The following is a 20155-nucleotide window of genomic DNA, read 5'->3' as shown; positions in this document are numbered from 1 at the left end:
GTCTCCCTTTCAGTGGTCGGTCTCGTGGGTGAGCGGATGGAATCGGCGGTCGAGGTACACGACGGGGCGCCCGGGCGATCCGTGCAGCACCTCGAGCACCTCGGCGATGACGACGGTCGACGCGCCGACCGGCACCGTCTGGATCGGCCGGCCCCGCAGCGCCACCCTGGCGCCGGGCAGGTGCGGCTCTCCGGTCGGCAACGTCTCCCAGCCTTGCTCCGGCGTGAAGCGCTCGCTCCCGCTGATGGCGAAGGCCTGCGCGAGCGCGGAGTGCTCGTCATCGACGAGGTGGACCACGAACGAGCCCGCGGCGAGGATCGCGCCGGCGCTGCCGGTGGCTCTCGTCACCGAGAAGACGATCGCGGCGGGGTCGACCGAGACGGACGAGACGCTGGAGGCAGTGAGCCCGACGGGGCCGTCCGGCCCCGCGGCCGTGATGATCGCGACACCCGCGGGGTGCGTGCGGAACGCGGCCTTGAGCCCTTCGCCGACCTCGCTGGGGATGGGCGCTGCGGGCGGGGTGTGCTCAGCGGCGCTCATGCGTGGGCCGCCTGGGGCGGGAGTGCGGCGATGATCGGATGGTCGAACGCGTACATCCCGGCCTTCGCCGCTCCACCGGGCGAGCCGAGCTCGTCGAAGAACTCGACGTTCGCCTTGTAGTAGTCCTGCCACTCGTCGGGGAGGTCGTCTTCGTAGTAGATCGCCTCGACAGGGCACACGGGTTCGCACGCACCGCAGTCCACGCACTCATCCGGGTGGATGTACAGGAACCGTTCGCCCTCGTAGATGCAGTCGACAGGGCATTCGTCGATGCAGGCCTTGTCCTTCACGTCGACGCAGGGCAGCGCGATCACATAGGTCATCGGGTGGGGCTCGTTCGTATCACGCTCCCCACGGTAGAACCTCAACCACGGTTGAGGTCAAATCGACGCAGAATGCCTCGCCGCCGCATCCGCTCGTCAGGACACGGTGAACTCCGCCGCCAGCAGTACCTCATCTCGGGACGACGGCCCGACGAGCAGCTCGAACACCCCCGGCTCGACGCGACGGATGCCGGCGGCGTCGACGATCGTGCAGTCGGCGACCGGCAGCTCCACGCGCACGCGCGCGGACTCCCCCGGCTCGATGTCCACCTGGCGGTACGCCTTGAGCTCCTTGTCGGTCCAGCTCACGCTCGTCACGGCATCCCGCACGTACACCTGCACGGTTTCGCGCACCGGGCGCTCACCCGTGTTGGTCACGGTGACGTGTCCGACGATCGTGTCGGCGACACCGAGCCCGGTCGACGACAGTTCGAGGTCGGCGTACTCGACGCTCGTGTACGACCGCCCCTCCCCGAAGCCCCACGCGGGCGACTGCGTGAGGTCGGCGTATCGATCGCCGTGCTGTCCGCGGATCTGGTTGTAGTACGTCGGCTGCTGGCCCACGTGCCGGGCGAACGAGATCGGCAGACGCCCGGAGGGCTCGGCCGCACCGGTGATGATCTCGGCGAGCGCCCGCCCGCCCTGCATCCCCGGGCTGGCGGCCCAGATCACGGCAGCGGCACGCTGGACGGATGCCGGCAGCACGAGCGGCTTCGAGGCGAGCAGCACCACGATGACGGACTTCCCGGTCGCAATCAGGGCGTCGAGCATCGCGTTCTGCCCGCCGACCAGTTCGAGCGTGGCGGTGGACCGCCCTTCGCCGACGAGTTCGATCCGATCTCCGACGACCGCGACGACGACGTCGGAATCGGATGCCGCGGCCACGACCTCCGCGATCAGCTCGGCATCGGGCGCGGAGGGCTTGACGACCGGCGGGCGGGGCTGCCCGTCCGGGAAGGTGGGGCCGGCGGGATCGGGGGCGAGCGTCAGGATCTCGGCCCCGCGGGAGTACGTGACCTCCCACGGCGCGATCTCGCGCAGCCCGTCGAGCACGGTCGTGATCATCTCGCGCGGCTGGCCGTCGAGCCAGCCGGCCTGACCGGAGGAACCCGCCCAATCGCCGAGCTGATTCTGCGCGTCGTCTGCGAGCGGTCCGACCACGGCGACCCGTCGCACGTCGTCGGGGCGCAGCGGCAGCACGCCCTCGTTCTCGAGCAGCACCACGGAGCGACGAGCGATCTCGAGGTTCAGCGCTTCGTGCTCCGCGCTCCCGACGACCTGGTCGAGCTCGGCACGCGGCAGCCGCGGATCCTCGAACAGCCCGAGCTCGAACTTCAGCGTGAGGATACGCGCGGCAGCGGCGTCGAACGCTTCTTCGGCGAGGAGCCCCTGCGCGACAGCATCCAACGCCCCTTCGAAGAAGTGCGGAGTGGTCATGATCATGTCGTTCCCGGCATGCACTGCGGCGGCCGAGGCGTGCGTGTAGTCGGGCTGCACCCGCTGCTCCCAGACCATCCGGCCGACGTTGTCCCAGTCGGTGATGAGCGTGCCGGTGTAGCCCCACTCGCCGCGCAGCACGTCGCTGAGCAGCCACTCGTTGGTCGTGATGGGCACGCCGTCCATGGTCTGGTAGCCCAGCATGAACGACCGGCAGCCCTCGCGCGCGACCCGTTCGAACGGCGGCAGGAACCAGGAGCGCAGCTTCCGGCGCGAGATGTCGGCCTCGCTCGCATCGCGTCCGCCCTGCGTCTCGGAGTAGCCGGCGAAGTGCTTGGCCGTCGCGAGGATCGCGGTCGGGTCATCGAGTCCGTCGCCCTGGTACCCGCGCACCATGGCGCTGGCGAGCTCTCCGATCAGGAACGGGTCTTCACCGAACGTCTCTCCCACGCGACCCCAGCGCAGGTCGCGCGAGATGCAGAGCACCGGGGAGAACGTCCAGTGGATGCCGGTCACCGCGACCTCCTCGGCGGTCGCACGGGCGACGCGCTCGACCAGGTCGGCATCCCACGACGCGGCCATGCCGAGCTGTGTGGGGTAGATCGTGGCGCCGGGCCAGAACGAATGGCCGTGGATGCAGTCCTCCGCCACGAGCAGCGGGATCTGCAGGCGGGTCTGCGCAGTCAGCTCGTTCGCGCGCAGGATGCGCTCCGGCGAGGTGTGCAGGATCGAACCGGCGTTGCGACGCAGGACGTGGTCGTCGAGGTCGTCACGCGCGTCGAGCTGCAGCATCTGCCCGATCTTCTCCTCGAGCGTCATCCGGCCCAGGAGGTCGGCGACGCGTTCGGCGATCGGCAGCGCGGGGTCGAGGTACGGCGCGGAGGTGGTCAGGGTATGAGAGGTCATCACTTCGAGTTCTGTGTCTTCTGTGTCTTCGTGGTCGGGGATGTCTGCGTGGTGCCCGGCACGCTGCGCACGGCCGTGACCGCGTCGTTCACGTTCAGGCCCTTCTTCTTCATCGCCCGAGCCCGCTCGCCCGCCGAGCGCAGGCGCGGGTTGACATACTCGTCGATGCCGAAGTTGATCAGCGACAGCGCCACGCCGAGGAGCGCGATGCAGAGCCCCGCGGGCACGTACCACCACCAGTAGTTCGGGAAGGCGCCGTTCTGCTGCGCCCAGTACAGGATCGTGCCCCAGTTGAGGTTCGTGATCGGGATGACCCCGATGAACGCGAGCGTGGTGAGCCCGAGCACGGCGGCGGTCACGGTGCCGACGAAGCTGGACGCGATGATCGCCATCAGGTTCGGCAGCATCTCGACGAAGATGATCCGGCGAAGCGGCTCGCCGTTCGCGCGCGCCGCCTGGATGAAGTCGCGGTTGCGCAGCGACATCGTCTGCGCGCGCATCACGCGCGCACCCCAGGCCCAGCCGGTGAGTGCGAGCACGGCGGCGATCAGCACGAGCGGCGGGTTCTCGAACTGCGAGGCGACGATGATGATCAGCGGCAGGCCCGGGATCACCAGGAACACGTTGGTCAGCGCGGAGAGGGATTCGCTCCGCCAACCCCGCGTGTAGCCCGAGACGACCCCCATGATCACGGCGATGAACGTGCCCATGATGCCGGCCAGGAAGCCGACGATCAGCACGCCTCTGGTGCCGTAGATGATCTGACTGAAGACGTCTTCGCCCATGTGGGTCGTGCCGAGGATGTGGGCCGGCGACGGCGCCTGACGCAGAGCCGTGTAGTCCTTCTCGAGGGGACCGTAGGGCGCGAGCAGGTCGCTGAAGATCGCGACGAGCGCGAACACCGCCAGGATGATGAGCCCGGTGAGCGACTTGCGGTTGCGGAACATCGCGAACGCGGCGCCGAGCTGCGACCAGAACGTCTTCTCCACCGGTTTCTTCGTGGCGGGCGTCCGCAGGGTCGCCGTCTCCGGCATCCCGGCGACCGGTGCGGCGCTGTCCGTCGAGGCGGCGGCGTTCTCCGCCGAGGGGGAAAGGGACATCTCAGGCCTCCGACTGCCGAGTACGCGGATCGAGCACCGCGTACGCGATGTCGGCGAGGATGTTGGCGATCAGCACCGCCATCGTGATGATCAGGAACAGGCCCTGCATGAGCGGGTAGTCCTTCGCGTTGGTCGCGTCGAGCAGCAGCTTGCCCACCCCGGGATAGGAGAAGACCATCTCCATCACGATCGTGCCGCCGACGATGAATCCGATCGACAGGGCGAAGCTGGAGAGCTGCGGCAGCACCGCGTTGCGGGCCGCGTATCGCCAGAGCACGCGGCTGTTCGGCATGCCCTTGGCCTGTGCGACCGTGATGTAGTCCTCATCCAGCACGGTCAGCATCATGTTGCGCATGCCGAGGATCCAGCCGCCGAGCGAGGCGATGACGATCGTCATCACCGGCAGGGCGCCGTGCGCGATGACCTGACCGATGAAGTCGAAGGTGAGCTCGGGGCTCGATCCCTTGTCGTAGGCATGCGACGCCGGGAACCAGCCGAGGCTGGTGGAGAGCACAGCGATCGCGATGAGTCCGAGCCAGAAGTACGGCACCGTGCTGAAGAAGGTGGAGATGGGCACGATGACGTCGGCGCGGCTGCCGCGCCGCCATCCGATGATGGCACCGCCGGCCGTTCCGATCACGAACGACAGGATCGTCGCGATCCCGACCAGGCCGACGGTCCACGGCAGTGCCCCGGAGATGACCTCGCCGACCGGCGCGAGTCCGTTCGAGAACGAGCGGCCGAGATCGCCCGAGAAGAGCAGACCCCAGTAGTCGAGGTACTGCTGCCAGACCGAGGTGTTCTGATCCAGCCCGAAGAGGATGCGCAGCGCGCGCTCGGCCTCGGGACTGATCTGGCCGGCGTTCTTCTGCATGTATGCGGTGACCGGGTCGCCCTTGAGCATGCGCGGCAGGAAGAAGTTGATCGTGATCGCCGCCCACGCCGTGAACAGGTAGAACGCGACGCGGCTGGCGATGAAGCGGAAGGGGATTCTCATGCGTCTCCTCCGAGCGACTGCTGCGCCGCGGGCGCGAAATGCTTCTCCGGGTCGGGCGACGCCGCACGGAGTTCCTTCGTGTACGGATGCTGGGGGTTGAGGATGACGTCATCGGCGGGGCCGTGCTCGACGACCTTGCCGTGGTGGAGCACCATGATCTCGTCGCTGAAATGGCGGGCGGTCGCGAGGTCGTGCGTGATGTACAGGACGCCGAGGCCTTCTTCGCGCTGCAGGTCGGCGAGCAGGGTGAGCACGCCGAGGCGGATCGATACGTCGAGCATCGACACCGGCTCGTCGGCGACCAGGATCGAGGGCCGCGAGGCGAGAGCACGGGCGATCGCGACGCGCTGCCGCTGACCTCCGGAGAGTTCGTGCGGCCGGCGGTCGATCACGGCATCCGGATCGAGCCGCACCCGTTCGAGCAGGCGGCGCACCTCGGCCTCGACCTCGTCCTTCGGCACGACGGCGTCGAGCTGGAGCGGGCGCTCGACGTGATAGCGGATGGTGTGGGCCGGGTTGAGCGAGGCGAACGGGTCCTGGAACACCATGCGCAACTGCTGCCGATAGCGGCGGAGGCCACGACCGAAGCGCGGGATCGGGGCGCCGTCGAGGCGCACCTCCCCCGAGGTCGGCGTCTCGAGCTGGGTGAGGATCTTCGCGATCGTGGACTTGCCGCTGCCGGACTGGCCGACCAGGGCGATCGTCTGCCGGTCGCGCAGCGTGAAGCTGACGTCGTCGAGCGCGAGCATGGATGCCGCGCCGCGCACGCGGTAGCGCTTCGTGACGTTCTGGAATTCGAGGAGAGTCATCGGACCAGCACTCCCCTCTCGCCCGTCAGGCGCGGGAACGAGGCGAGGAGCTTCTTGGTGTACTCGTGTTGTGGACGCTCCCAGAGGTCACGGGCGGCGGCGAGCTCGATGATCTCGCCCTCGCGCATCACGGCGATGCGATCGCTGATCTCGAGCAGGAGCGGAAGGTCGTGGGTGATGAAGATCACCGAGAAGCCGAACTCGTGCCGCAGCTGCGAGATCTGCCGGAGGATCTCCCGCTGCACCAGCACGTCGAGCGCGGTGGTCGGCTCATCCATCACCATGAGCTGCGGGCGGAGGGCGAGCGCCATCGCGATCATCACCCGCTGACGCATCCCGCCGGAGAGCTCGTGCGGATACGAGCGGATACGGTCCTTGCCCACGGCGACGAGCTCGAGCAGCTCTTCGGCGCCCGCGCGCCGCTCTCGTCGGCTCAGGTCGGGGCGGTGCACCTCGAACACGTCCTCGAGCTGCGCGCCGATCGTGGCGACCGGGTTGAGCGCGTTCATCGCCCCCTGGAACACCATCGAGACTTTGTCCCAGCGGAACCGCTGCATCGCATCGACGTCGAGAGCGTTGATGTCGACGTCGACGCCGGATGCATCGTGGAAGGTCACGCTGCCGCTGGTGATCACGGCGGGCGCCCGGAGCAGGCGCTGCACGCCGTACGCGAGCGTGGTCTTGCCGCATCCGCTCTCTCCGGCGAGACCGAGGATCTCGCCGCGCTGCAGTTCGAGCGTCACGTTCTTCACCGCCTCGACGGGAGGAGTGACGTCGTACACGACGGAGAAGTCGCGCACGCTGAGCAGGGGGTCAGGCATGGGGGTATCGCTTTCGTGGGGACGGCACCCCGGTCGTTGAGCGCCCTTCGTCTCGCTTCGCTCGCTCAGGAACCGCGAGAGCGCGAGCGCTCAACGACCGGGAGGCGACTTACTCGGCGGGCTTGAGCTTCGTGAGGATCAGCGGAACGGTGACCTGCACGGGGTCAGCGGTCGCGTACTGGTCCTTCTCGCTCGGCCACCCCACGTAGCCGCGGGTGTTGTACTCGCCCAGCACCGGGTGGGTGCCGACCGGGATCACGGGCACGTCCTCGACGAAGATCTTCTGCACCTCTTCGATCGCGGCGGTGCGCTCCTCCTCGCTCGCCGAGGTGGCGTACGTGTTCAGGAGCTCGGTGGCGCGCGGGTTCTCGTAGCGTCCGAAGTTGTAGTCCACCTCGGCACCGGTGAGCAGCCAGCGGCCGTCCATCGTGTCGGAGTACAGGTCGTACGGCGTGGTTCCGCCGTCGGTCCAGTGCATGATGGCGTCGAAGTCACCGGTGCGCTTGTTGGCCCACCAGGTGTCGGCATCCGGGGTGTCGACCTTGGCGTCGGCGCCGAGGGTCTCCTTGACCTGGTCGGCGATCAGGCTGATGCCGGTGACGTAGTCGTTCCAGCCCTGCGGAACCTGGAGCGTGAACGAGACGGGCTCGCCGTCGGGGTCGATCAGCGCGTCGCCGTCCCATGTGTACCCGGCGTCTTCGAGGATCGAGCGAGCGCCGTCGACGTCGATCGAGAACTCTTCGCCCTTGTACTCGTCGGCGATGTACTGCTCGCCGACGGGGGTCGGCAGACCGGTGACCGAGGTGAGCTCGGGCCCCGCCTTCTCACGGGCGATCTCGGTGTGCGCCGCGCGATCGATGACCATGTTCACGGCCTGGCGGAACGCGAGGTTGTTGAACGGCTTCTCCTTGTGGTTGAGGAACAGCACGTCGGGCGACAGCGTGTTCGCAGCCCAGAAGACGTTGTGCTCGGCATCCTTGTCGACGAATGCGCCCTGCACATCGGGAATGAACGCCTGCGCCCAGTCGGCGTCGCCGTTGGCGAGGGCCGTGGTGAGCGCGGTGTTGTCGTTGTAGGAGATGTAGTACAGCGTGGGCACGGCGAGGTCGCCGCCCCAGTAGTCGTCACGCGCCTGCAGCGTGACCGACTGGCTGCTGAACTTGTCGAGCGTGTACGGGCCGGTGCCGACGGGGTCGGGGGCGACCTCGGTGGTCGGGTCGGCGATGTCCTTCCAGACGTGCGCCGGAACCATCGGGATGTGGAGCACCTGGGACTGCTTGACGAACTTCGACTCGCCGAAGGTCAGCACGACATTGTCGCCGTCCTTGGCGATGTCGGTGAGCTGGATGTTGCCGGTGTCGAAGGCCGGGGTGTCGCGGATCATCTCGAACGAGAAGACGACGTCATCGGCGGTGAAGTCCTCACCGTCGCTCCAGGTCACGCCCTTGCGCGGGGTGACGGTGAGCTGGGTGTAGTCGTCGTTCCACTCGACCTTCTCGGCGAGCCACGGGGTCGTCTCGTTCTCGCCGACGGCGTTGACCATGGCGAGGGGCTCGAAGATGACGTTCTTGTAGCCGAGCCGGTTGGCGGACGAGTCGCCGACCCAGGGGTTGTTCGACTCGGTGGTGATCGCGCCGTCGGGCTTGGCGATCGTCAGCGCCGGCGACTCTCCGGAGCCGCCGCCGCCGTCGGAGCCGCCGCCGGCTGCGCACCCGGCGAGGACCGAGGTGCTGAGGGCGGCGATCGCTGCGACGGCGATCAGGGATTTTCTGAGCTTCATTGCTTCTCCTTGGGCACGGTCATTGTGCTGCGTGTGTGGGGACATCACTTACTGGCGAGAAAGTAAGTAGTGGTGAGGTTACCCACTGGTAAGTAAGATGGCAAGTGCAGGGCGACGAAAGGGGATGGCGTGGCCGAAGAGACGACGCGCGTACGTCCGTCGACCCGCGCCAAGCGCGAACAGATCCTCAAAGCGGCCGTGGAGATCTTCGGCAACAAGGGGTCGACCAACGGCACCCTCGCCGACGTCGCCGAACAGGTAGGGATCACGCACGCCGGCGTGCTGCACCACTTCGGCTCCAAGCAGAAGCTGCTGCTCGAAGTGCTCTCCTACCGCGATCAGGCCGATGTCGCCGAGCTCGCGAAGAAGCACATCCCCGGCGGCCCCGAGCTGTTCCTGCACCTCGTGCGCACGGCCTTCGCCAACGAGAAGCGCCCCGGCATCGTGCAGGCCTACACCGTGCTGTCGTCCGAATCCGTGACCGACGACCACCCCGGTCGCGAGTACTTCGAGGAGCGGTACACGACGCTGCGCCGCGAGGTGACCGCCGCGTTCCACGAGCTGTGCGCCCAGGAAGGCGTCGACGATCCGCAGAGCATCGCGGCGGCCGCAGCGAGCATCCTGGCGGTGATGGACGGACTGCAGCTGCAGTGGCTGCTCCACCCCGGCACGATCGAGCTCGGTGAGGCGAGCGAGTTCGCGATCCGCGCGATCGTGAACGGCGTGCTGCATCCCGGTCCGGAGCTGGGGTCGTACGCCCGCGAGGCGTGACGCGGCCGCCCGCTCGACGCCTCAGTCCCGGCGAGTACGCGCGGCCGCGGTCCGGACGTTACGCGAGTTCGGCTCGATACTGGGCGATCTTGGCTTCGTCGACCCCCGACCGTCCCCCGCCCGGCTCGCCGTCGAGCATCGCCCGCAGATCCTCGAGACACGTGTCCCAGCCGGCCGCCGTCCGCGGCGCGGAGTCGGGGTCAGGGTCGATGATGGTGTTGCTCAGGCGCAGGATGCACCCTTCACCATCGGCCTCCACCGTCCAGCGCAGATGCTCGCCGGACCATTCGTAGGCGAGCGCATGTGGGGGATCGAACTCGCTCACGCGAGAGATCTCGGGGGCTTCGCCATCGAAGATGAAGGCGATGACACCGCCTTCGCGCGGCTCGATCTCCACTCGACAGGGGAACCAGCGACTCGCCTCCTCCGAATCGATGAGCGATCTCCAGACGCGCTCGACCGAATGCGGCAGGTGCCGGGTGAGGAGCAGCACCGGCCGTCTCGGGTCGGTGCGGTCGACACTCGCTTCAGTGACCATGGTCAGTCCTTTCCGGGGTCTCATCCAGGTGGCGCGCGAGGGACTCGATCGCATCGGTCCACTTGCGCCGATACGGCGCCAGCCACTCTTCGATCGGCGCGAGCGCGCTCGGTTCGATCCGATACCGACGGGCCTTGCCTTCCGGGATGCCGTAGACGAGGTTTCCCTGCCGGAGGACACCCAGATGCTTCGAGACGTTCGACTGCGAAAGCCCGGTCGCCTCGACGATGTCCCCCACGAGCAATCCGTCAGTCGCGGAGAGTTCGTCGAGGATCCGCCGCCGAGAGGGTTCGGCGACAAGGGCGAAGACATCGGTCATCGCGATAGTATGACCCGTTATTCATATGACTGTCAAGTGATATGAATAGAGACGTGCGTCGACAAGACCCGGGGATAGGCTCGGGCCATGACGATCGACCTCGAAGCGCTCTACATCGACCTGCACCAGCATCCGGAGCTCTCGTTCCAGGAGACACGCACCGCCGGCATCGCCGCCGCCCACCTGCACGATCTCGGCCTCGAGGTCGAAGAGGGCGTCGGGGTCACCGGCGTCGTCGCGGTTCTCGAGAACGGCGAAGGGCCGGTCGTCTGGGTGCGCGCCGACATGGACGCGCTGCCGGTCGAAGAGCAGACCGGGCACGCCTACGCGAGCACCGCCAAGGGCGTCGACCCGTCGGGCAACACCGTCCCCGTCATGCACGCGTGCGGACACGACATGCACGTCACCGCGATGATCGGCGCGGTCGAGAAGCTCGTGGCCGAGAAGGCCGACTGGTCGGGCACCCTCGTGGTGCTGATCCAGCCCGCGGAGGAGTACGGCGCAGGCGCGCGGGCGATGCTCGACGACGGCATCCTCGATCGCTATCCGAAGCCCGACGTGGTGCTCGGCCAGCACGTCACCCCGCTCCCGGCAGGCGTCATCGGCGTGCGCAGCGGCACCCAGATGGCAGCGTCCGACGGGCTCACCGTCATCCTCCACGGTCGCGGCGGCCACGGCTCCCGCCCGCACTCCACCATCGACCCGATCGTGATGGCCGCAGCCACCGTGATGCGCCTGCAGACGATCGCCTCGCGCGAGATCGACCCGCAGGGCGTCGGGGTGGTGACAGTCGGCTCGATCCACGCCGGCCTGAAGAACAACATCATCCCGGCCGAGGCGACGCTCGAACTCAGCCTCCGCTACCCGAACGAGGCGGCACGCGAGAAGGTCATGGCGAGCGTGGAGCGCATCGTGCGCGCCGAGGCCCTCGCCTCCGGCGCCGAGCGCGAGCCCGAGATCCACACGCTGCACACCCTGCCCGCCACGATCAACGACGAGGATGCCACCGCTCGGGTGACCTCCGCCCTCCAGCGCGCACTCGGCGAAGCATCCGTCATCGACCCCGGCATGTTCACCGGCAGCGAGGACGTCTCGTGGTTCGCGCGCGACGCCGGCGTGCCGCTGGTGTTCTGGTTCTTCGGCGGCGTCGACCCGGCCCGCTTCGCCGAGGCTCTCGAAGCCGGTCGCCTGGACAAGGACATCCCGACCAACCACTCGCCGTTCTTCGCCCCGGAGATCCACCCGACCATCGAGGTCGGCGTGACCGCGATGTCGGCGGCCGCGCGCGAGTTCCTCGGCTGACAGACGGCGCCTACCCCGGCGCCCCGGGAACGCACCCCGGCGGCTCGGAATCGCCGCTGATCGTGGAGTCCCCGCAGGTCAGGAAGAACTCGTGCTGGGAGAGGCCGGGCGGGCTATCCCAGCACGCCCTGCCCGGGCACCTGGGCGTTGCGCTCCGCAGCGTCGCGGGCGATCTCGAGGGCGGCCGCGAAGAGTGCGCCGCCGTCGAGGCCCGTCAGGAGTCCGCCGAAGAAGGAGTCGCCGCTGCCCGCGGGGAAGCGTCCGACGGTGCGCGGCGGCGCGAGATGGTGGAGCTCGCCGTCGAACAGCGCCGTCCCGCCGCGCACGCCGTCGGTCACCACCGCATCGACTCCGAACCGCCGGTGCAGGGCCTCGCAGGCCGACGCCGCGTCCGGCATCTCCCGGCCGAGCAGTTCGGAGGCCTCCGCGCGGTTCACCTTGACGAGATCGGTCTGCGTGGCGAGTTGCGCGAGCGCGGGTCCCGACGTGTCGACGGCGATGCGCGAACCCCGAGCGCGCAGTTCAGCGAGGAGCGCGGCGAGCTCGGCCGGCGGCACACCCGGTGGGATGCTGCCCGAGACCGCGGTCCAGCGCGCCGCGCGGGACGTGCGCACGGTGTCGGCGAACCGGGCCCACTCGTCGGGCGCGAGCCCGGTCGCAGGTTCGTAGATATCGGTGCTCGACGCCCCGCCGTCGGACTCGACGAGCGCCAGGCAGGTGCGCGTCTCGGCGGCGAGCGCGATCACGGTCGTCGGCAGGTCGTCGCCGTCGAGCCGGCGACGGATCCACTCCCCGTTCGCGCCGCCGAGAGCGAGGGTCACCCGCAGGTCCGCGCCCAGTGCGCGGGCGACACGGGCGGCGTTCAGGGCCTTGCCTCCGGCGACCCTGGTCGTACGGGTCGGCCGGTTGATCCCACCCGCGATGAGGGCATCCAGTTCGTGGGTCACGTCGACCGCGGGCGACAGCGCGAGCATCGAGATCACGGCCGGTGCTCCCAAGGCCGGACGGTCCCGAGGATGCGGGGCTCTCCGTCGGCGAGCACCTCGAGCGCGGCATCCGACACCTCCCGCGGCGTGTGCCACCTCGTCGATGCGCCGTCATCGACCCAGCCCAGCAGAAGGACGCCCGACGCCGGCGCGGGCTCGTCATCATTCGCGGGATCGGCCGCCGCACTCGTCCTCACGAGCACGACGTGCCCGTCGATGGCGGCCTGGATCCTCGGAAGGGAGAGGGCCGTGACCGCTGGCTCGTAGACGATCGCCGCCGTCCACCGCGCGGCGCCGAGCGCCGCGTCGAGGGCGGGGAGATCGTGAGCATCCACATGCAGCCCGTTGACCCCCGCCGGCGAGTGCCGCCGACGACTGATCCCGGTGACCTCGGCACCGCGCTCCACCAGAGCGGATGCCGCGGGCGCGAGGATCCCGGATGCACCGACGACGAGGATCGAGGTCATGCGCTCCAACCTAGAACGCCTGCGGACCGACGGATGCTCCGGACTTCCCCTGGAGGAAGTCGAGGTCGCAGCCTTCGTCGGCCTGCGTGACGTGCTCGATGTAGAGGCGCGTCCATCCGCGCTCGCTGTTCGGCACGACCGGCGCTGCCCACTCGGCCCGCCGTCGTTCGAGCTCGTCGTCCTCGACGTGCATGTGCAGCGAACGGCCGGCGACGTCGAGCGTCACGGTGTCGCCGGTGCGGATGAGCGCGAGCGGACCGCCGGCGGCGGCCTCGGGCACCACGTGCAGCACGACCGTTCCGTACGACGTGCCGCTCATGCGCGCATCCGAGATCCGTACCATGTCGGTTACGCCCGCTTCGAGGATCTTCCGCGGCAGCGCGAGGTTGCCGACCTCCGGCATCCCGGGGTAGCCCTTCGGGCCGACGTTGCGCACGACGAGGATGTCGTCGGGCGTCACGTCGAGATCCGGGTCCTCAGCGTCGGCGAGATACGCCTGCAGCGAGTCCCACACCAGCGCTCGCCCGGTGTGCTGCATGAGCTCGGAGGCGGCCGCCGACTGCTTGATCACCGCGCCGCGCGGGGCGAGGTTGCCCTTCAGCACCGCGATGCCGGAGCCCACGGGCTTCACGAGATTGTCGAGCGGACGGATGACCTCGCGGTTGAAGACCTCGGCACCGGCGTAGTTCTCGCCGAGCGTCGCACCGGTGACCGTGAGCGTGTCGCGGTGCAGCAGGTCGCCGAGGGTCTCGGCGAAGCCGGCGGTGCCGCCCGCGTACTCGAAGTCCTCCATGAGGAACCGGCCGCTCGGCATCAGGTCGGCCAGCACCGGGATGTCACGGACAAGCGTGTCGAAGTCGTCGATGGTCAGCTCGACGCCGACCCGACGAGCGAGGGCGAGCAGGTGGATGACGGCGTTCGTCGAACCACCGAGCGCTGCATTCGCGCGCACGCCGTTCTCGAACGCCTTGCGGGTCAGGATCTTGGAGGGACGCAGGTCTTCGGCGACCATCTCGACGATGCGGCGACCGGCGAGGTGCGCGGCGGTCGCCCGGCGGGAGTCGTTGGCCGGGAGGGATGCCGTGCCCGGCAGCTGCATGCCCATGTACTCCGAGATGCAGGCGAGCGTTGATGCGGTGCCCATGGTCTGGCAGTGCCCCTGGCTGCGGGCCATGCAGCCCTCAGCCTCGGTGATCGCGGTGTCGTCGATGAGCCCGGCGCGATATGCCTCGGTGAACTTCCACACCGAGGTGCCGGATCCGATGTCGGTCCCCCGGTGCTTGCCGTTCAGCATCGGCCCGCCGGTGATGAGCAGCGCGGGAAGATCGACGGATGCTGCGCCCATCAGGTACGCGGGAGTGGTCTTGTCGCATCCGGCCAGCAGCACGACGCCGTCGAGCGGGTTGGAGCGGAGCGTCTCCTCGAGGTCCATCGCCATGAGGTTGCGCAGCAGCATCGCGGTCGGACGCACGATCGGCTCACCGGCAGAGGTCGTGGGGAACTCGAACGGCACGCCCCCGGCCTGCCAGATGCCGCGCTTGACGTGCTCGGCGAGCGCGCGCAGATGGATGTTGCAGCTGGTCAGCTCACTCCACGAGTTCGCGATGCCGATGATCGGCCGCCCGCGGAAGGAGTCGTCCGGCAGGCCCTCACTGCGCAGCCATGACCGGTGCATGAACCCGGTCTTGCCCTCGGCCCCGAACCACTGCTGGCTGCGGAGGCCCACGCCCCACTCGTGCTCGCCCTGCGGAGCGAACCGCTCGAACGGCTGGTGCGGAATGCGCGGCTCGTGCGTCGAACCGATGTTCTCGGCGCTCATGCGAACCTCGGGAGGTGCTGCGCCTGCGCGGCGATCAGGTCCTCGGTGAGGGCGGCGGCACGGTCGGCGTCGAAGATCGCACCGTCGGCGATCATGGCCTCGACGACCAGGTCGCGGTTTCCGGTGAGCGCGGCCTCGACCGCGAGATCGACCGAGGTCAGCCGGCGGGCGAGGATCGCCGTGAGCGGCTTGCCGAGATCAGGGACGGAGACCGGGCGGATGCCGCGGGCCGTGGCCACACCGGGGATCTCGACGGCCGACCAGTCGGGAACGCCGGGCACCGCACCGTTGTTCACGACATTGCAGCTGAACATCTCGCGGGAGTCGAAGGTGATCGAGCGGATGATCGCGATCAGCTGCTCCTGCTCGCCGCCGGAGCGCTCGAAGATCGACTGGTCGAGCGGCTCCTCGCCGAGCGCCTGGCGCTTCATGCCCTGGTAACGGTTCTCGCCCCACTCCAGGATCTCCGGGAGGCTGAACGCGTCGATGCCGAGCTTCTTGCCGTAGTAGTCGCCGCTCTGGAAGCGCTCGGGGAAGAACTCCACGACGTGCCGGTCGCCCGCTGCGGCGAAGGCGCCGTACCGCTCGAACAGTTCCCAGGCGAACGGGTTGTGCCAGGCCGTCGGCTTCTCATAGAAGATGTTGCCGATATCGGCGGGGTCCGGTGCCTCAGCGAGCTCTGCGCGAACGCGCTCGCGGATCAGCGGCCACGCGTCCTGGCCCTTCCAGCGGAAGTCGTAGATGAAGGTCAGGTGGTTGATGCCCGCGTACAGCGTCGAGGTCTCGTCGAAGGGGGCGTCGATGAGCTGGGCGAGCTCCCGCTGGATGTGATGCATGCCGTGGCAGAGACCGACGACGTCGAGGCCGGTCTCCTGATGGATGGCCTGCACATTGGCCGTCATCGGGTTGGAGTAGTTGAAGAAGAACGCGTCGGGCGCGAGCTCGGCGATGTCGTGCGCGATGTCGACCAGGACCGGGGTCGTGCGCAGCAGCCGCGATATGCCTCCGGGCATGATCGAGTCGCCGACCGGCTGGTAGATGCCGTGCCTCTGCACGATCTCGTGATCGAGCTGCCACGCGGGCCGGCCACCGACACCCACGCAGGTGACGATGAAGTCGGCCCACGGCAGCACGTCACGTCGCTCGGTCGAGCGCACGATCCGGATGCTGTCCTCGACGCCGCGCGCCGCCACCATGGCCTCGGCGAGGTCGGCGGCGATCCCGAGCGCGACAGGGTCGACGTCGACGAGCCGGATCTCCCACGCCCCGAGGTCGTCGGCGCTGATGAGGTCGGCGAGCAGCCCCCGGGTGAAGACGGCGGATCCGGCGCCGATGAGGACGAGGACGCGGCGGTCGGTGGTGTTCATCGTTGAGTTCCGATCACGGGGCGGGCGGCTCAGGCCGAGAGGCGGGAGCGGTGGACGAAGCGGTTGCGCAGCTCGCCGATGCCCTCGACGCCGGCGGTGACGACCTCGCCGTGCTGGAGGTAGCGCGGCGGGGTGCGGAAGGCGCCGGCGCCCGCGGGAGTGCCGGTGAGGATGAGGTCGCCGGGCTCGAGTGTGACGCCGTCGCTGACGAAGGCGAGGATGGTGGGCACGTCGAAGATCATCTCGGCCGTGTCGTCTTCCTGCAGCAGCTCGCCGTCGACCTCGGCGTAGATGCGGTGCCCGGCCGGGTCGCCGAACTCATCGGGCGTGACCAGCTCCGGACCGAGCGGCGTGAACGTGTCGAAGGACTTGCCGCGGGTCCACTGCACATCGCCGAACTGCACGTCGCGGGCTGAGACGTCGTTGGCGACCGTGTACGCCGCGACGTCGTCGAGGGTGGCCGGCGTCTCTCCGCCGCCGCGACGCCCGATGAGGAGCGCGAGCTCCGACTCGAAATCGACGCCCTGCGTGAGGTGGTCCGGCACCACGACGTCTGCCGTGGGACCGGTGATCGAGGTCGCGTATTTCGCGAAGGTGAGCGGGCGCTCCGGCTGGGTGAAGCCCGTCTCGGCGGTGTGGTCGACGTAGTTCAGCCCGACCGCGATGATCTTGCCCGCTCCGGCGACGGGGGCGAGGAGTTCGAGGTCTGCGAGGTCGACCTCGGCCCAATCGGCAGAGGCACCGGATCGCCCGGAGGCCAGTGCGGCGAGCGCGTCGTCCGCATGCGATTCCGGGGCGATCCGGGAGATTCCGGCGTCCGTGATCACGATGCGGGGCGTGCCGTCGATGAGGACTCGAGCGATTCTCATGCTTCTCCTTCGAAAGGTCGTGGAAGTAATGCTGTCACAAACACCCACAAATGAGCAAGAATAAGCAAATGCTTTCAGAGAACATCAGGACAGTGGGTGCGGATCGGCCCATCGCCGGCCGGGTATCCCTGGCCCAGGGCGTGTACGGCACCCGCGGAAACCTCGAACTCGTCGCCTGCGATGCGACCGACGGGCTCTGGGTCTTCTGGTTCAACGCCGACGCACCAGACGTCCCGCTCGAGACTCCCGAGGTGCCGCCCGGTCAGTGGAGCGGGGGCCTCGCCTTCGCCTCCGGAGCCCGCTACCGCGATGCGCAGATCGTGCAGTCGACGCTCGGGCCCGACCACCTCGAGGTGCTCGCCCTCACGGATGTCGGCGTCTTGGAGAGCTGGTACTGGTCGCCCGGCCCAGGGTTCCAGTGCCGGGCAGTGCACGCCGCAGCATCCGTCCGCCGATTCCGCCTCGTGCACCGCGACGGCATCCTCACCGCCGACATCGAGCGGGTCGACGGGACGACCGCGATCCTCACCTCCGGAGGGGAGCGCTACCCCGACCGGATCTGGGAGGCGGTCGACGGGACGCCCGACGTGGACGACCCGAGCGCGGACGAGATGCTGCGTGCCCATGGCATCCGCGATGTTGTCGAGGGCACTGCCCGCGCGGCCCGCTCGACCCGCGACGGCGGCACGACCGAGCTCACCTGGCGCGACCGCGACGGCGGCATCCGGCACCTCGGGATCCCTGACTGACTCTCCACGCCCACCGCGCCACGGATCTCGCAGAACGACGCGAACTTCGCAGGGATCTGGCTCGGGCGCTGCGAAGTTTCCGTCGTTCTGCGAAGTTCTGGCGAGGTGCTCGGGCTCACGCCCGGCGGCGCGCCTTGTGCAGCCCCTGCGCCACAGCCCGCATGATCAGGTCTTGCACCATCGGCCACTCGTCCATCATCTGGGTGTAGCTGACACGGATCACGTGATAGCCCATGAGCTTCAGCGCCGCATCGTGCCGGATGTCTTCCGAGCGCTGGGCACCGACATGGTGCCCACCGTCGATCTGCAACGCCAGGCGGTCGCCGAGGAGGGCGTCGACGCGGTGACCGGCGATCCAGATCTGAAAGCGGAGCGGCAGCCGCAACCATCGGAGCCGCACACGGAGGTACGTCTCGAGTCCCGCGTCGGCGAATGGCGTCGCCTCTTCGAGCACCCGCCGCGCATTCGCGCGCAGAGGCAGCGCCTGCAGCGCTTCCCGCTGTACCAGCCCCCTGTTGAGCGCAGACTCCCAGGTCGCGAGCGCCTGCTCGAACGGCTCGCACTCCGCGACGATGGCGAGCACATTCTCGATCGGGTCCGTCAGCATGCCGGGCGCGCGCGGGATCGGTGGAGTGGCCCAGTGAACGCGGATATTCGAGGGCTTGCCCTCGGCGCTGCCCGGTGCGGCGGCGACATGCAGACCGGGATGCTGCTCATGCACCCAGAGCCCCAGACGACGGGCCTGCGTGAGGCAGGACAGCACGACCCCGTGGCGGGCCGCGGTGACGAGGTTCGGATCGGCGTCCGGCAGGGCGACCCAGCCGTTGCGGACACGGATGAGCCTCCCGCTGCTGATCGCCCGGGTGAGCGCGGCGCGGCGGTAACCGCGATCGACGAGGTCGCGCACTCTGGCGACGCCTCCTGCGGCCCGGACCATCGCGACGATGCTCGGCTTCTCGATCTGGCGTGAGGACATCCCGCGAGAGTGGCAGCAATTCACGGGTGCTCGCGGCGCAGCATCCGCACCTCGTGGGAAACCTCGGCGAACTCGCACGTGTGCAGGAGGACTGCGCGAAGACGAGATCTCGCAGAACGACGTGAACTTCGCAGGGATCCTCCCGAGACCCTGCGAAGTTCGTGTCGTTCTGCGAAGTTGGCGCCGGGCGCCGGATGCCGGACGGGCTCAGTTCACGCGGTGGATCATCGTGTTCGCGAACTGGTAGCGGTAGCCCGCGTCTTTGACCGCCTGGTCGTGTCGGGGGCTCTGCCCGTACGAGGATCCATGCAGCCAGACGAAGGCTGGAGCCTCCTGACCGGTCACGGCTTCGAGCTGCGCCTTCGACTCGACGACCTCGCGGCGGATGTCCTCGTCCGACAGCGTCGTGTCGAACCCCTCGTGGTGCGCGGTGTGCGGGAAGACGACGTGCCGCTGCGAGACCTCGGCGACCTCGTCCCAGCTCATCGCGATGCGCCCGCCCTTGGTGTCCTCCTCGACGAGCGAGATCCAGTGCGCGCGGGCGAAGGCCTCCTGGTGCTCCGGGTCGCAGTCGACGAACGACGTCGCGATCGGGAACCAGCCCGTCAACCCGAGCTGGTCGCAGAGCGGAGCCGCGACCGAGATGGAGTTGCGGTACCCCTCGTAGAACACCGGGATGAGCCCCGGCTTGTCCTTGTGCCAGGTGCCCGTCTCGAACAGCCGGTCGAGGTCGTCGAGCGTGACCGGAGCGTAGTCGCGGGCGAATCCGGCGAGCTCCTTCTCGAGTTCGTCGCGCGCACCGCGCGGAGTCGAGTGGTAGTTGACCACGCGGATGAAGTGGCCGTTCGCGAGCTGCTCGCGCTGCACGCCGAAGGAGGGCTTGGTCATGAGTTCGTTCCTTCCGTGGCGGATGCCGGAGCATCGACGATCGGTGCCGCTCCCGGCGCGAAGTGGGTGTACGCGAGCACCTGCATCGCGGTGATGACGGCGCCTTCGTCGTCGACGCGTGCGAACGGCACGAGGGCCTCGCGGTAGCGGTCGAGCACGGCGAGGAATGCGGTGCCCTCGGCGCGCTGCGACTCCGACACGGCGGCGGGTATCGCCCCGCGCTCGTCGGCGAGACCGAGCACCATCGGGATCCCCTCACGCTCGAGACGGCGGTCATGGCACGCGCGCATGAGGCCGACGATGTCACCGGCTTCGAGCAGCGCTGCGGCGCTGGGTTCTCCATCGTGCGACGACGACCCTTGGACGGTTGCAGACATGATTTCCTCTCCGG

Annotated in this window: 21 protein-coding genes; 3 read left to right on the top strand and 18 right to left on the bottom strand. The window is 68.8% G+C overall.

Annotation, left to right across the window (positions count from 1 at the left end):
* Positions 1 to 9: 9 nt before the first annotated feature.
* From V5D55_RS08450 to V5D55_RS08415, 8 genes are all read right to left on the bottom strand, one after another.
* Positions 10 to 540 carry a flavin reductase family protein gene (locus V5D55_RS08450; protein ID WP_435748955.1) on the bottom strand — a complete coding sequence of 177 codons (531 nt, stop codon included), beginning with the start codon at positions 538 to 540 and terminating at the stop codon, positions 10 to 12.
* A complete protein-coding gene (fdxA, locus tag V5D55_RS08445; protein WP_435748954.1) occupies positions 537 to 863 on the bottom strand; it encodes a ferredoxin in 327 nt (108 codons plus the stop codon). Before fdxA ends, V5D55_RS08450 begins: the two co-directional genes overlap by 4 nt.
* Positions 864 to 959: 96 nt before the next feature.
* Positions 960 to 3206 (bottom strand): glycoside hydrolase family 3 N-terminal domain-containing protein, encoded by a 2247-nt coding sequence (locus V5D55_RS08440; protein ID WP_435748953.1) that lies wholly within the window; start codon positions 3204 to 3206, stop codon positions 960 to 962.
* On the bottom strand, positions 3206 to 4240 hold the full coding sequence (locus V5D55_RS08435) for an ABC transporter permease (protein ID WP_435749275.1): 1035 nt from the start codon (positions 4238 to 4240) through the stop codon (positions 3206 to 3208). Before V5D55_RS08435 ends, V5D55_RS08440 begins: the two co-directional genes overlap by 1 nt.
* A 67-nt stretch (positions 4241 to 4307) precedes the next feature.
* Positions 4308 to 5303, bottom strand: coding sequence for an ABC transporter permease (locus V5D55_RS08430; RefSeq protein WP_435748952.1), 996 nt, complete (start codon positions 5301 to 5303; stop codon positions 4308 to 4310).
* Complete coding sequence (locus V5D55_RS08425) at positions 5300 to 6112, bottom strand: ABC transporter ATP-binding protein (RefSeq protein WP_435748951.1); 813 nt, start codon at positions 6110 to 6112, stop codon at positions 5300 to 5302. Before V5D55_RS08425 ends, V5D55_RS08430 begins: the two co-directional genes overlap by 4 nt.
* The gene (locus V5D55_RS08420; RefSeq protein ID WP_435748950.1) at positions 6109 to 6933 is read right to left on the bottom strand and encodes an ABC transporter ATP-binding protein; all 825 of its coding nucleotides are present in this window, start codon (positions 6931 to 6933) and stop codon (positions 6109 to 6111) included. The genes V5D55_RS08425 and V5D55_RS08420 overlap by 4 nt, the downstream gene beginning before the upstream one ends.
* Positions 6934 to 7042: 109 nt before the next feature.
* The gene (locus tag V5D55_RS08415) at positions 7043 to 8713 is read right to left on the bottom strand and encodes an ABC transporter substrate-binding protein (RefSeq protein ID WP_435748949.1); all 1671 of its coding nucleotides are present in this window, start codon (positions 8711 to 8713) and stop codon (positions 7043 to 7045) included.
* 129 nt (positions 8714 to 8842) lie between these two features.
* On the opposite strand from V5D55_RS08415, the gene V5D55_RS08410 reads away from it, so the two are divergent.
* Positions 8843 to 9484: a TetR/AcrR family transcriptional regulator gene (locus tag V5D55_RS08410; RefSeq protein WP_435748948.1), complete on the top strand. Its 642-nt coding sequence runs from the start codon at positions 8843 to 8845 to the stop codon at positions 9482 to 9484.
* A 58-nt stretch (positions 9485 to 9542) separates the two neighbouring features.
* Here V5D55_RS08410 and V5D55_RS08405 read toward each other — a convergent pair whose 3' ends face one another.
* The gene (locus V5D55_RS08405; RefSeq protein WP_435748947.1) at positions 9543 to 10022 is read right to left on the bottom strand and encodes an SRPBCC family protein; all 480 of its coding nucleotides are present in this window, start codon (positions 10020 to 10022) and stop codon (positions 9543 to 9545) included.
* Entirely contained in the window at positions 10012 to 10341 is a 330-nt protein-coding gene (locus V5D55_RS08400; RefSeq protein ID WP_341946572.1) for an ArsR/SmtB family transcription factor, read from the bottom strand. Before V5D55_RS08400 ends, V5D55_RS08405 begins: the two co-directional genes overlap by 11 nt.
* A gap of 87 nt (positions 10342 to 10428) precedes the next feature.
* On the opposite strand from V5D55_RS08400, the gene V5D55_RS08395 reads away from it, so the two are divergent.
* Positions 10429 to 11643 (top strand): amidohydrolase, encoded by a 1215-nt coding sequence (locus tag V5D55_RS08395; RefSeq protein ID WP_435748946.1) that lies wholly within the window; start codon positions 10429 to 10431, stop codon positions 11641 to 11643.
* A 113-nt stretch (positions 11644 to 11756) separates the two neighbouring features.
* On the opposite strand, the gene V5D55_RS08390 is transcribed toward V5D55_RS08395, so the two are convergent.
* The 5 genes from V5D55_RS08390 to V5D55_RS08370 are packed head-to-tail and all read right to left on the bottom strand — an operon-like array spanning position 11757 to position 17151.
* The gene (locus V5D55_RS08390; RefSeq protein ID WP_435748945.1) at positions 11757 to 12641 is read right to left on the bottom strand and encodes a 1-phosphofructokinase family hexose kinase; all 885 of its coding nucleotides are present in this window, start codon (positions 12639 to 12641) and stop codon (positions 11757 to 11759) included.
* Positions 12623 to 13096: a hypothetical protein gene (locus V5D55_RS08385; RefSeq protein ID WP_435748944.1), complete on the bottom strand. Its 474-nt coding sequence runs from the start codon at positions 13094 to 13096 to the stop codon at positions 12623 to 12625. Before V5D55_RS08385 ends, V5D55_RS08390 begins: the two co-directional genes overlap by 19 nt.
* A gap of 10 nt (positions 13097 to 13106) precedes the next feature.
* On the bottom strand, positions 13107 to 14915 hold the full coding sequence (locus tag V5D55_RS08380; protein ID WP_435748943.1) for an IlvD/Edd family dehydratase: 1809 nt from the start codon (positions 14913 to 14915) through the stop codon (positions 13107 to 13109).
* On the bottom strand, positions 14912 to 16282 hold the full coding sequence (locus V5D55_RS08375; protein WP_435748942.1) for a hypothetical protein: 1371 nt from the start codon (positions 16280 to 16282) through the stop codon (positions 14912 to 14914). The genes V5D55_RS08380 and V5D55_RS08375 overlap by 4 nt, the downstream gene beginning before the upstream one ends.
* Positions 16283 to 16311: 29 nt before the next feature.
* Entirely contained in the window at positions 16312 to 17151 is an 840-nt protein-coding gene (locus tag V5D55_RS08370) for a fumarylacetoacetate hydrolase family protein (protein WP_435748941.1), read from the bottom strand.
* A 68-nt stretch (positions 17152 to 17219) separates the two neighbouring features.
* On the opposite strand from V5D55_RS08370, the gene V5D55_RS08365 reads away from it, so the two are divergent.
* Positions 17220 to 17900 carry a hypothetical protein gene (locus tag V5D55_RS08365; RefSeq protein WP_435748940.1) on the top strand — a complete coding sequence of 227 codons (681 nt, stop codon included), beginning with the start codon at positions 17220 to 17222 and terminating at the stop codon, positions 17898 to 17900.
* Between the two features lie 115 nt (positions 17901 to 18015).
* Here V5D55_RS08365 and V5D55_RS08360 read toward each other — a convergent pair whose 3' ends face one another.
* The 3 genes from V5D55_RS08360 to V5D55_RS08350 all read right to left on the bottom strand — a co-directional run bounded on the left by V5D55_RS08360 (position 18016) and on the right by V5D55_RS08350 (position 20141).
* Positions 18016 to 18876, bottom strand: coding sequence for a DUF559 domain-containing protein (locus V5D55_RS08360; protein WP_435748939.1), 861 nt, complete (start codon positions 18874 to 18876; stop codon positions 18016 to 18018).
* Positions 18877 to 19083: 207 nt separating this feature from the next.
* On the bottom strand, positions 19084 to 19764 hold the full coding sequence (locus V5D55_RS08355; RefSeq protein ID WP_435748938.1) for a polysaccharide deacetylase family protein: 681 nt from the start codon (positions 19762 to 19764) through the stop codon (positions 19084 to 19086).
* On the bottom strand, positions 19761 to 20141 hold the full coding sequence (locus tag V5D55_RS08350; RefSeq protein WP_435748937.1) for a hypothetical protein: 381 nt from the start codon (positions 20139 to 20141) through the stop codon (positions 19761 to 19763). The genes V5D55_RS08355 and V5D55_RS08350 overlap by 4 nt, the downstream gene beginning before the upstream one ends.
* Positions 20142 to 20155: the final 14 nt, after the last annotated feature.

The organism is Microbacterium sp. PMB16 (assembly GCF_051294855.1).
GTDB lineage: Bacteria > Actinomycetota > Actinomycetes > Actinomycetales > Microbacteriaceae > Microbacterium.
The sequence above is the reverse complement of the archived record's forward strand: the minus strand, read 5'-3'. Positions and strand labels throughout refer to the sequence as shown.